We start from the raw sequence: 12,539 nt of genomic DNA on the forward strand, positions 1-12,539 counted from the left end.
GGCCGGGCGCGAACCCACGGTCCGTGCCCGGGCCGTCCGTTGGCCCATTATCCGCTCTGGTGACGGTCCGATCTTCCCAAGGTCCGTCGAACCTCTTATCAGCTCTCCGGGTCACCCGGTAGGACCCTCCCAAGTCCCCGCGTGGAAGCCCTCTTTCGGGGAAGATCTGGCATTGACTCCTCCCCTCCCTGAAGGGAGGGGATTCCTGGCTCACTTCGCCTGCGGCCCGGCGGGCACGCAGGTCTTACAAGATCAACACCAGCCGGGTACGAGACCAGCCCGGACGAGCATCACTCGGGCGGAGTTCTTGTCCCTCGGGGACACAGCTCCGCACACGGTGCACGTATACGTTCTCTCGGAGAGGGGGAGGCGGTGCTTGGCTCTCGCTCCGCAGTGTGCGCAGTCCATGGTGGTGTGCGCGGGGTGGACAAGGTGCACGGTCCGTTCGTGCTTGCGGGCCATCTCGATCAGGGCCGTCTTGGTTGCGCCGATCGCGGCGTCGGCCGCTTTGCGGGACATGTTCCGGGACTTGGCGAGGAACTTCGGCTTGAAGTCCTCGACTGCGATGTGGCCGAAGTCGCGGACGAGGCGCTTGGCCCACTTGCGGCCGGTGTCCTGCCGCTGGCGGGCGATCTTCTTCGATACCTTCGCCACGGCCCGGCGAGCCTTGCGGTAGCCAGCGGTGTCGGACCGGTTCTTCGGGGTCCGGCGCCGGGCCATCATCCTCTGGTAGTGCGCCAGCTTCGCGGCGGCCGTCTTTCCATGCTCTGCGTGTGGCAGGTCGTGGGCGTCGGACGTGGTGGTCGCGGTCTCCTTCACGCCCCAGTCGATACCGATGACGGCGCCGGTCTCCGGCAGGTCCTCGGTCACCGTGGGGACGACGAAACTCGCGTACCAATGACCGAGGCTGTCCCGGTACACGCGGACGCTGGACGGCGGCTTGGGCAGTTCCCGCGACCACACCACCGTTACGGCGATCCCGCCGGCCAGGTGCAGGCGGCCATCCTTGAGCCGGAATCCGCGCTGCGTGTAGTTCAACGACGGCGCAGCTTCCCGCTTCCTCTTGATCCCGGGCATCCCCGCCCGCTGCCGCATCGGCAACCGGGCCTTGATGTCCTTGAGCGCCTTCGCCCGGGACTTGGCGAAGTCCCGGATGATCTGCTGCTGAGGAACGCTGCTTCCCTCACGCAGCCAGGACATCGAACCGCGCGCCTCAGTCAGCGTCTTGTCGAGCTGTCCCGGCCCGCACGTCGTCTTTCCTTCGGCCGTCTTGTTCAGGTTGTGGACCTTGCGGGACATCGCCACGCACTCGTTCCACACCCAACGACACCGCGCCCACTCCCCCTCCAGGGCAGCAAGCGCGGTCGACGACACGCGAAGCCGGTAGGTGAACCGGGCGTACCCGGTCACCTCGTCGGCTGCCGCTCCGGTCGTCATGCCCGGAACGTAACACCCGCCACTGACAACGCCAGAAAAAGCAGGTCACAGCAGATGCGCAGAGAGTTCCGCCGCTATGCGGCTCCGCCCCAGGGCCCGTTCCTCCCCGGGCTGAGGCCCGGAGAATCCTGGATGAAGCCAGCTGACGTGGTCCACGCCGGATCAGCCCGACACAACAGAGGGGAAGAGTCGTTTTCTATGCAGGTCTGGCCGGGACAGGCGTATCCGCTCGGTGCCACGTATGACGGCGCCGGCACCAATTTCGCGGTCTATTCGGAGGCCGCCCGACGCATCGAGCTGTGCCTGCTGCACGACGACGGTTCGGAGACCGCGATCGAACTGCGCGAGACCGACGCGTTCGTCCGGCACGCCTACCTGCCGGGCATCATGCCCGGCCAGCGGTACGGATTCCGGGTGCACGGCCCCTACGAGCCCGAGCGCGGCCGGCGCTGCAACGCGGCGAAGCTGCTCCTGGACCCGTACGCGCGGGCCATCGCGGGGAGCGTCGACTGGGGCGAGGAGGTGTACGGCTACCACTTCGGCCGGCCCGACTCCCGCAACGATCTGGACTCCGCGCCCAAGAGCATGAGTTCGGTCGTGGTCAACCCGTACTTCGACTGGGCCAACGACCGGCCGCCGCGCCACGAGTACCACCACACCGTGCTCTACGAGGCCCACGTGAAGGGTCTGACCATGCGTCACCCGGACCTCCCCGAGGAGCTGCGCGGCACGTACGGGGCCCTCGCGCACCCGGCGGTCATCGGGCACCTGACCAAACTGGGGGTGACGGCGCTGGAGCTGATGCCGGTCCACCAGTTCGTCAACGACCACCGCCTGGTCGACGACGGGCTCAGCAACTACTGGGGCTACAACACCATCGGTTTCTTCGCCCCGCACAACGGCTACGCCTCGGGCGACCGCGGCCAGCAGGTGCTGGAGTTCAAGTCGGCCGTCCGGGCCCTGCACGAGGCCGGCATCGAGGTGATCCTCGACGTGGTCTACAACCACACGGCCGAGGGCAACCACCTGGGGCCGACGCTGTCCTTCCGGGGCCTCGACAACGCCTCGTACTACCGGCTCGCGGACGATCCCCGGCACTACATGGACACCACGGGCACCGGGAACTCGCTGCTGATGCGCTCCCCGCACGTGCTCCAGCTGATCATGGACTCGCTGCGCTACTGGGTCACCGAGATGCACGTGGACGGCTTCCGCTTCGACCTGGCGGCCACGCTGGCCCGCCAGTTCCACGAGGTGGACCGGCTGTCCTCGTTCTTCGACCTGGTCCAGCAGGATCCGGTGGTCAGCCAGGTCAAGCTGATCGCGGAGCCGTGGGACCTGGGCGAGGGCGGCTACCAGGTGGGCAACTTCCCCCCGCTGTGGACCGAGTGGAACGGCAAGTACCGGGACACCGTACGGGACTTGTGGCGCGGGCAGCCGCGCACGCTCGCGGAGTTCGCGGGCCGCCTGACGGGCTCCTCCGACCTCTACCAGGACGACGGCCGGCGGCCGCTGGCCTCGATCAACTTCACCACCTGCCACGACGGTTTCACCCTGAACGACCTGGTCTCGTACAACGAGAAGCACAACGAGGCCAACCGCGAGGGCAATCGGGACGGCGAGACCCACAACCGCTCGTGGAACTGCGGGACCGAGGGGCCGACGGAGGATCCCGGGATCGGGGAGCTGCGCGAGCGCCAGATGCGCAACTTCATCGCCACGCTGATGCTTTCGCAGGGCGTGCCGATGATCAGTCACGGCGACGAGTTCGCCCGCACCCAGGGCGGCAACAACAACGCCTACTGCCAGGACAACGACCTGTCGTGGGTGACCTGGCCGGAGCCCGGCAAACCGGCCCCCGCGCTGCTGGAGTTCACCCGGCGGATGGTGTGGCTGCGGCGGGAGCACCCGGTGTTCCGGCGGCGCCGGTTCTTCCACGGCCGGCCTGTGGAGGGGACGCACGACGAGCTCTCGGACATCGCCTGGTTCACCCCGCACGGCGAGGAGATGCGGGCCCGCGACTGGCAGGCGCAGCACGCGCGGGCGCTGGCGGTGTTCCTGAACGGGGAGGCCATCTCGGAGCCCGGCACCCGCGGGGAGCGGATCACCGACGACTCGTTCCTGCTGATGTTCAACGCGGGCGCCGAGGCTCAGGACTTCACGGTCCCGGCGGGGCACGGAGCGCAGTGGCGGCTGATCGTGGACACGGCGCGGCCCGAGGTGCTGGCACCCGGTACCGGGCCGCAGTACGCGGCCGGGGACCGGGTGACGCTGACAGGACGGTGTCTGGTGGTGCTTCAGCGCCCGGCGTAGGCGGCGCCTTCCAGGACGGCGTCCGGGCGGGCGCCCCCGCCGGATGCCACCGGAGCGTGCGTACGGGCCGCCGGCACCTTGGTGACCAGGGCCAGGACCAGGCACAGGGCGGCCGCGCCCACGGCCACCGCGAAGGCGGCCCAGGGCCCGTACCACTCGGCGAGCCGCCCGGAGACGGCGAGCGAGGCGGCCTGGCCGGCGACGAGCGAGCTGGCGGCGAAGGCCATCGACTCGGCGAGCCTGCGGGGCTCCACCGCCCGCTCGGTGAGCGCGAAGGCGGTGATCAGGTGCGGGGCGTAGGCGGCTCCGAGCACGGTGACGACTACGTACAGCGGCCACAGGGTGTCCGTGAAGAGCAGCGGTACGGAGAGCACGAGCGCGGCGGCCGTGGCCACCCGCCAGCGCAGCCGCAGACCGAAGCGGGCGGGCAGCGCGCCGAGCGAGAGCCCGACGGCGGCGCTGACGACGCCCATGGCCGCGTACACGATGCCGGCCTGGCCGGGGACGCCCAACTGTGCGGTAAGGGCGGCGATTCCGGCCTGGCAGGCGCCGAACATGGCGCCCTGGAGGGCGAGGGAGCCCCGTACCGCCAGGACCACGCGCGGCGGGCGGACCCGGGCGCGCTCCTTGTCCCGGCGGACTCCGGCGGGGACACCGGCCGTGACGGCGGCGGTCGGGTGCAGCGCGTAGAGGGTGCCGAAGACGGCGACGAGGGCGGCCGCGCCGCCCAGCGCGATGGCCGGGTGCAGGGCGAGGGTGGCCAGGCCCACGAGGGCGGGCCCGAAGACGAAGGAGACCTCGTCCAGGGTGCCTTCGAGGGAGTGGATGGCGCCCACGACGCTCTCGTCGGACTTGGCGCGGTGCGCCAGGGCCACGGAGCGGGTACGGGCGAGCGGTCCGATCAGCGGGACGGAGGCCCCGGTGACGAAGCCGATCGCGGCGAGCGGGACGGTGGCCAGGTCGGCGAGCGCCCCGGCCACCAGGGCGGCGGTCGCCACCGCGTTGACCGCGGCGGCCGCGAGGACGACGGAACGCTGCCCGTGCCGGTCGGCGAGCCGGCCCAGGACGGGTCCGAAGACCACCTGTCCGGCGGAGAGGGTGCCGCCGACTATGCCCGCGGTGGCGAGGGAGCCGCTGGTCTGGGCGACCAGGAGGACGCTGCCGAACTGCGACATCGCGACGGGCAGTCGGGCGAGGAAGGAAACGAGCGGGAGTAGGGGCCCGGTCAGGGCAATGACTTTTCGATAGGTGTTGACGGTTCCAAACACTTGAGCAACGTTAACCCGGTGCAGTCACCCGGATGCATTGGGTAATGGCACGGAATCCCGCATCCTGGGTACGTACGTTCTCATGAGCCTGCCCCCGCGCACCGGTCGCACGAGTCCTGAGTTCAACCGTCCGGAAACCGATGGACCACCGGCCTTCACCCCGGCGTCGACCTACCGCCTCCAGCTGCGCCCCGAGTTCACCTTCGGACACGCGCGGGCCGTCGTACCGTACCTCGCCTCGCTCGGGGTCTCCCACCTGCACCTCTCCCCCGTACTGGAGGCGGTGCCCGGATCGTCCCACGGGTACGACGTCACCGACCACACGCGGGTGCGGGTGGAGCTGGGCGGGGAGGACGGGCTGCGGGCCCTGGCCGCCGACGCCCGCGCGCACGGGCTCGCACTGGTGCTCGACATCGTGCCGAACCACATGGCACTGCCGACGCCGCTCGGCCTCAACCGGCCCTTGTGGGAGGTGGCCCGGGAGGGGCCCGGCTCGCCGTACGCGCGCTGGTTCGACATCGACTGGGAGGCGGGCGGGGGGCAGCTGCTGCTGCCCGTGCTCGCCGCGCCGCTGGATCCGGGAGAGGTCAAGGTCGACGGGCGGGGAGGGCGGGCGGTACTGCGGATCGGGGAGCTGGAGTTCCCGCTCCGGGAGGGCACGGCCGGGCTGGAACCGGCGGAGCTGCTCGCCGCCCAGTGGTACCGGCCGGCGTGCTGGCGGGAGGCCCGGACCGGGCTCAACTACCGTCGCTTCTTCACCATTTCGGAGCTGATCGGGGTCCGCGTCGAGGACCCGGACGTCTTCGCCGCCACCCACGCCAAGGTGCTGGAACTGGTCCGGGACGGGGTCGCCGAAGGGCTGCGGATCGACCACGTGGACGGCCTCGCCGACCCCGGGGGCTACCTGCGGCGGCTGCGGGAGGCCGTCGGCCGGGACTGCTGGGTGGTGGTCGAGAAGATCCTCGCCCGCGAGGAGCGGCTGGCTCCCGACTGGCCGGTGGCCGGGACCACCGGGTACGACGCGCTGTACCGGGTGGACGGGGTACTGACCGACCCGGCCGGGGCCGCGCGGCTCGACGCCCGGTTCCGCGGGGCGACCGGGCAGCCCCGCTGGGAGCGGACGGCCGCGGCGGGCGCCCGGGAGGTCCTGACCGGCGACCTGGCCGCCGAGCTGGCGACCCTGGAACGCCTGGCTGGGCCCGAACTGGGCTCTGCTGTACGTGAGTTGCTCATCGCCTATCCCGTCTACCGGCCCTACCCCGGCGATCCGCAGCTCGCGCCCGAGGCCCTGGAGCGGGCCGCCGCACGGGCCGGCGCGGGTCCGGTGGCCGGCGTACGCGAACTGCTGCTGCGGGACCCGGCCTTCGCGGCCCGCTTCTCCCAGACCTCGGCAGCCCTGCGCGCCAAGTCCCTCGAGGACAGGGCGTTCTACCGGTACGCCCCGCTGCTGTCGGCCACGGAGGTGGGCGGGGATCCGGGGGCTCCGGCGGTCACGGTGGCGCAGTTCCACGCGTACTGCGCCGAGCAGGCGAGGCTGTGGCCCCGCGCCGGGACGGTGCTCACCACGCACGACACGAAGCGCAGCGCGGACGTCCGGGCACGGATCTCGGCGCTCTCGCAGGACCCGGAATCCGTACCGGCGCCGACCGGGGCGGATCCCCAACTCGCCTGGGTGGCCTGGCAGACGGCATTCGGACTCGGGGCCGACGGCGCCGCTCCGGAGCGCGCCGACCGCTTGGCGCAGGCCCTGCTCAAAGCCGCCCGCGAAGCCGCCCTGCACACCACCTGGACCGAGCAGAACCCCGCGTACGAGGCCACGGTCCCGCAGTACGTACCGGCGGCCCCGGTCGAGCCGGCCGGGCCCCTGGCGGCGGCGGCCCGGGCCAACCTGCTCGGCGCGGCGCTGCTGCACCTGGCCATGCCCGGGGTCCCGGAGGTGTACCAGGGCGCGGAGACGGAGTACCGGGCCCTGGTCGACCCGGACAACCGGCGGCCCGCCCGCTTCCCCCGGGAGGCCCTGGCCCGGCTGGACGCGGGGGCCGAGCCGTCCGGGACGGCCGAGGAGAAGCTCGCCCTCACCGCCGCCCTGCTGCGGCTGCGCCGGAGCCGGCCCGGGCTGTTCGCCGGCTATGCGCCGCTGCTCGCCCGGGGCCCGGCGGCGGAGCACTGCGTGGCCTTCGCCCGGTCGGCCGGCCTGGTGGCGGTGGCCACCCGCCTGTCGCACCGGCTGGCGGGGGGCGGGGGCTGGCGGGACACCTCTCTGCCCCTGCCGCCGGGGCGGTGGCGGCGGCTGCCGGTGCTCGGGGCGGATGCGGCTGCCTCGGCCCCGTACGCGGGCGAGCTGCCGCTCGCGGAACTCCTCGGCGAAGCCTCCCCGGTGGCCGTCCTACTCCGGGAGCCCCCGACCCGGGGGTGACCCCCCGCTGCGCGGGGCGAGGTCCCCTACCCGCGCTGCCGCCCGGCAGATGGCGGCCCGCGGTACCGCTGCGCGGGGCGGGGCTCCCACCTGCGGTGCCCGCGCTGCCGCCCGGTAGGTGGCGGCCTGCGGTACCGCTGCGCGGGGCGAGGTCCCCTACCCGCCCTTCCACCGTTCCCCGGGCTCCGCCCGGACCCCTGCCGGGTGCGGCACCGTTCCCGGGGGCCAGCCCCCGGACCCCCGCTCCTCAAACGCCGGAGGGGCTGGATTTTGCCCGGCGCGGGCTGGATGGGGCCGGCGTGAGCTGGATGGCGCGGAGCGCCATTTCAGCCTCGCCGGCGTTTGAGGCGCGGGGTCTGGGGCGGAGCCCCAGAGGGGTCCGGGCGCAGCCCGGCACCCCTCCCCAGCCCGTCCGGCGTTTGAGGACCGGGTCAGGGCCGGCCCTGGGAACGGTGGAAGGGCGGGTAGGGGAACTCCGCCCCGCGCAGCGGCACGGCAGCCGCGGCGCAGCCCTGCACGGAGCGGCACTGCGCGGCACGGCCCTGCACGGCACGGCACGGCCCTGCCCTGCACGGCACGGCACGGCACGGCCCTGCACGGCCCTGCACTGCGCGGCACGGCACGGAGCACGGCGCAGCACGGCACGGCACGGCACCGCACCGCGACACGGCCCGCCGCCCGGGCCGGGCGAAGACGGCTAGGGCAGGCCCGCGGCGGGCATGGGGTCACCTGTGACCCTCATCCGTGACATGTGCTACCCCACCCCCCACGAACTGGCCCTGGCCGCCCGCGCCCTGGCCGATGAGCACCCCACCCTGGCCCGGCTCCGCCAGATCGGCGCGTCCCGGGCCGGGGAGCCCCTCTGGCTGCTCTCCGTAGGCGGCCCCACCCCGGCCACGGAAGCCGCACCGAGCGTGCTCGTCGTCGCCGGAGCCCACGCCAACGAGCCCGTCGGCGGGGCCACCGCCATCGCGCTCGCCCGGCACCTGATCCGCGTACCCGCCGCCGGAACGGCCTGGCACTTCCTGCTCTGTGCCGACCCCGACGGCGCGGCCCTGCACCGCACTCCCCGCCCGTACTCCCTGCTGGACTACCACCGGAACTTCTTCCGGCCGCCCGGCCCCGAACAGCCCGAGTGGGCGCCGTCTTTACTGCCCCCGGACCGCCTCCCGCCCGAGACCCTCGCCCTGACCCGGCTCATCGACGAGCTCCGGCCCGCCCTCCAGGTCTCCCTGCACGGCACGGATCTCGGCGGCTCCTGGGTGCAGCTGACCCGGGACATACCCGGTCTCGCGGAGCCCTTCGGCAAATCGGCCGCCGAGCTGCGCATCCCGGTGGAGACCAGCGCCTCCGACGCGGCCGGCTGGCCCTCGCCGGGCGCGGGGATCTTCGTGATGCCCGCCCCCGGGGCCGGCGCGGACGGCCCCTTCCACCCCGAGGACACCCGGCTCAGCACCTGGTACCACGCCCACCGCCACGCCGGCACCACCGCGATCGTCGAAGTCCCCATGTGGGCCTCGGACCTGGTCGACGACCCGGCCCCGCACCCCGACCCGCGCGCCGCCCTGCGCATCCTGGCCGGCCGGCTCACCGCCGACGCCGCGCGGGTGGCGGCCCTGCGGGAGGGCGCGGCCGACGGTACGGACCCGGCCGCCGCGGCCCTGCTGCGCGCGGTGGACTGGACGCTCGCGCTGATCCCGCGGATCACCGCCGAGTGGACGGGACCCGGGGCTCCCGCCGAGGCCACGGCGGCGTACATCGGGAGCATCGACGCCTTCGGGCGGCGGCTCTCGCTGCGCGCCGCGGCGATGCTCCTCCGGGTGCTGCGCGCCCAGGGGCAGCCGACGGCGCCTGCCGTGGACCGGCTCGTCGCGGGGTGGTGCGAGGAGTTCGCGGACCGCTTCCAGGCGCGCTGGGTCCCGGTGGCCACGCAGGTGGAGCACCAGTCCCGGGTCGTCCTGGCGGCCTACGACCGGCTCGTGGCAGCGGGCCGGTAGGCGGGCGGCCACCGGCGCGCGGCTACTCCACCGGCAGGGCGTACCGGAGCTTCTGCTTGCCGGTCGCCCCGAGCCGGTCGTAGAAGCGGATCGCGCCCTCGTTCCAGTCGGGCGTCTGCCACTCGACGCGGCCGAGGCCCAGCTCCCGGGCGAGTGCGGCCACCCCGTCCATCAGGGCGGCGCCGAGGCCGTGTCCGCGGGCCTCCTCGGCCAGGTAGAGGCAGTCCATGTGGAGGTAGTGGCCCGCGTCCCAGAAGGAGAACTCGGCCGAGCAGGCGGCGTACCCGGCGATCTCGCCCCGCGGGGTCTCGGCCAGCAGCACCCACAGCCGGGCCCCGTCGGCGAACAGCTGCGCACCGAGGCGGCCGGCGAGACCTGCCGGGCGGGGCGCGGACCTCTCGTACACCATGTGCTCGCGCATGAGCTCGACCAGACGGGGCAGGTCATCGGGGCGCGCGGGCCGTACGACGGGGGCAGCGGGCATCTGTTCCATGAGTGACATCCTGCGCGCGGCCCGCATCCACCGGGCAACCGGGGCACGGGTGGGGGCGGCCCGCGCCCGGATCCTCAGCCGCCCGACAGCCTGAAGCTCATCCGTCCGAAGCCGATCTGGTCCCCGTCCCGCACCACCGCCGAGCCCGTCACCCGGTGCCCGTTCACCGTGGTGCCGTTCGTCGAGCCGAGGTCCCGCACCACCCAGACCCCGTCCCGGATGCCCAGTTCCGCGTGGGCCCGCGACACGGTCTCGTGGCTCAGGCGCAGCCCGTTGCCCGGGTCGCGGCCGATCCGCAGCGGTCCGGCGTTCGGGTGCGGCAGGAGCAGCGTGGGCAGCTTCTCCACCGCCCAGGCCCGCCGTACGCCCACGGACACCGCCGAGACCCGCCCCACCCAGCCGAACAGCCGGCGGGTCCACGGGCTCTCCGCGCCCTCCCGGCCCTCCAGGTCCGCGGTGAGCGCGGCGAGGTCCTCGGAGCGGCGGGCGACGAGGGCGAGTTCCATGCGGCGCAGGAAGGTGTCGTGCGACAGCTTGCCGACGGCGGCGCCCTCCCTGAGCTGGCCCAGAGCGCGGTCGCGCTCGGCATCGGAGAGCCGCGGAGCGGGGAAGGCGGAGAACTCGAAACTCGACGTCACCAGGTGATTGTCGGCCTGTCGGGGGCAGAGTGTCCAGAACTCCCGCGCACGGCCGGGGATGATGGCCCGGACACGCAGGTTGGGGTACCGCCGCGAGACGAGGGGACCGTCCGTGCAGTTCGAGGTGTGGGCACCGCTGACAGACCGGGTCGCACTGCGGCTCGACGGGGCCGCGTACGCGATGGAGCGCGATCCGGAGCGGCCCGGCTGGTGGGTCGTGGAGGCCGGGGCACGGGACGGATCCCACTACGGCTTCCAGCTGGGAGGCGTTGCGGAGGTCCGCGTTCCCGGGGACGATCCGCGCGACCCGGTCCATCCCGGGCAGCACGCGGAGCATCCGGACCACACTCGCCTCGGACCCCCCGTACGCCCCGATCCGCGCGGCCGGCGCCTGCCGCAGGGCCCCGACGGGCTCTCGGCCGTGGTCGACTTCGCCGCCCTCACCCCCGCCGAGCCGGCCCCCTCACCCCGGGTGCCGCTGCAGGACGCCGTCCTGTACGAGCTGCACATCGGCACCTTCACCCCCGAGGGCACCTTCGACTCGGCCGCCGCCCGCCTCGGCCACCTCGTCGCCCTCGGCGTCACCCACGTCGAGCTGATGCCGGTGTGCTCCTTCCCCGGGCGGCACGGCTGGGGGTACGACGGGGTCGCGCCCTGGGCGGTGCACGAGCCGTACGGGGGCCCGGCCGGGCTGGTCCGGTTCGTGGAGGCCGCGCACGCCGCCGGCCTCGGCGTGGTGCTCGACGTGGTCCACAACCACCTCGGCCCCTCCGGCAACCACCTACCCGCCTTCGGCCCGTACTTCACCGAGACCCACCACACCCCCTGGGGCGCGGCGGTGAACCTGGACGCGCCCGGCTCCGACGAGGTGCGCGCGTACCTGCTGGGCAGCGCCCTGGCCTGGCTGCGCGACTACCGGATCGACGGGCTGCGGCTGGACGCGGTGCACGCGCTCGCCGACGACCGGGCGCTGACCTTCCTGGAGGAGCTGTCCGCGGCGGTGGACGAGCTGGCCGCCGAGACGGGCCGGCCGCTGTTCCTGATCGCGGAGTCGGACCGCTGCGATCCCCGCACCACGAACCCGCGCTCCGCCGGGGGCCTGGGCCTGCACGCGCAGTGGAACGACGACTTCCACCACGCCCTGCACTGTGCGCTGACCGGCGAGTCCCAGGCGTACTACGCGGACTTCGCCGAGGCCCCGATCGGGGCCCTCGCCAAGACCATGACCCGGGCCTTCTTCCACGACGGGACCTGGTCCTCCTTCCGGGGCCGCCACCACGGCCGCGCGGTGGACCGGGGCCGCACCCCGGCGCACCGCTTCCTCGGCTACACCCAGACCCACGACCAGATCGGCAACCGCGCGCTGGGCGACCGGCTCGCGGCCTCCCTGTCCCCCGGGCTGCTGGCGTGCGCGGCGACGGTGGCGCTGACCGGGCCGTTCGTGCCGATGCTGTTCATGGGCGAGGAGTGGGGCGCCGGCACGCCGTGGCAGTACTTCACCGACCATCCCGACGAGGAGCTCGCCGAGGCCGTACGGGCGGGCCGGCGGCGGGAGTTCGCGGAGCACGGCTGGAAGGCGGAGGAGATCCCCGCCCCCCAGGATCCGGCGACCCGGGACCGCTCCTGCCTGGACTGGGCCGAGCCGGGCCGGGAGTCGCACGCCCGCCTGCTGGACTGGTACCGCGCCCTGATCACGCTCCGCCGGACCCACGCCGACCTGCGCGATCCCGATCTGGCGGCGCTGCGGATCGCCCATGACGAGGAGCGCCGCTGGCTGACGTTCCGCCGGGGCGACGTCCGCGTGGTGGTGAACCTCTCCGGGGAGCCGGTCACCGTCGCGCTCGGCCGCAACGGGGTCCGGGTGCTGGCCGCTTGGCTCCCCGTCGAGCATCCGGACGCCGACGGGCGGGTCCACGTACCGGCCGAGTCGGCGGTGGTGCTGGGCCCGTAAACCCGGTCGCGGCGGGGCGGGACCGT

The 12,539-nt window shown here is 73.7% G+C and carries 7 protein-coding genes and 1 pseudogene; 4 read left to right on the plus strand and 4 right to left on the minus strand.

Going from position 1 to position 12,539, the window contains the following annotated elements; translation table 11 throughout:
- Positions 1-233: 233 nt before the first annotated feature.
- A pseudogene (locus tag OG276_RS07145) lies at positions 234-1,437 on the minus strand (RNA-guided endonuclease InsQ/TnpB family protein); the annotation flags it as partial.
- A 198-nt stretch (positions 1,438-1,635) separates the two neighbouring features.
- On the opposite strand from OG276_RS07145, the gene glgX reads away from it, so the two are divergent.
- On the plus strand, positions 1,636-3,750 hold the full coding sequence (gene glgX, locus OG276_RS07150; protein ID WP_266903627.1) for a glycogen debranching protein GlgX: 2,115 nt from the start codon (positions 1,636-1,638) through the stop codon (positions 3,748-3,750).
- Here the strand turns inward: glgX and OG276_RS07155 are convergent.
- On the minus strand, positions 3,735-5,018 hold the full coding sequence (locus OG276_RS07155) for an MFS transporter (RefSeq protein ID WP_266903628.1): 1,284 nt from the start codon (positions 5,016-5,018) through the stop codon (positions 3,735-3,737). The two genes, glgX and OG276_RS07155, sit on opposite strands and share 16 nt — an antisense overlap.
- An 82-nt stretch (positions 5,019-5,100) precedes the next feature.
- On the opposite strand from OG276_RS07155, the gene treY reads away from it, so the two are divergent.
- Positions 5,101-7,434, plus strand: a complete 2,334-nt coding sequence (gene treY / locus OG276_RS07160) for a malto-oligosyltrehalose synthase (RefSeq protein ID WP_266903629.1) — start codon at positions 5,101-5,103, stop codon at positions 7,432-7,434.
- A 731-nt stretch (positions 7,435-8,165) separates the two neighbouring features.
- Complete coding sequence (locus tag OG276_RS07165) at positions 8,166-9,431, plus strand: M14 family zinc carboxypeptidase (RefSeq protein ID WP_266903630.1); 1,266 nt, start codon at positions 8,166-8,168, stop codon at positions 9,429-9,431.
- Between the two features lie 22 nt (positions 9,432-9,453).
- Here OG276_RS07165 and OG276_RS07170 read toward each other — a convergent pair whose 3' ends face one another.
- Entirely contained in the window at positions 9,454-9,924 is a 471-nt protein-coding gene (locus OG276_RS07170; RefSeq protein WP_323182316.1) for a GNAT family N-acetyltransferase, read from the minus strand.
- 74 nt (positions 9,925-9,998) lie between these two features.
- Positions 9,999-10,562, minus strand: coding sequence for a DUF1707 and FHA domain-containing protein (locus OG276_RS07175; RefSeq protein WP_266903631.1), 564 nt, complete (start codon positions 10,560-10,562; stop codon positions 9,999-10,001).
- Positions 10,563-10,674: 112 nt separating this feature from the next.
- Between OG276_RS07175 and treZ the strand changes: the two genes are divergently transcribed.
- Positions 10,675-12,513 (plus strand): malto-oligosyltrehalose trehalohydrolase, encoded by a 1,839-nt coding sequence (treZ, locus tag OG276_RS07180; protein ID WP_266903632.1) that lies wholly within the window; start codon positions 10,675-10,677, stop codon positions 12,511-12,513.
- Positions 12,514-12,539: the final 26 nt, after the last annotated feature.

Source organism: Streptomyces sp. NBC_00086 (assembly GCF_026343255.1).
Taxonomy (GTDB): Bacteria; Actinomycetota; Actinomycetes; order Streptomycetales; family Streptomycetaceae; genus Streptomyces.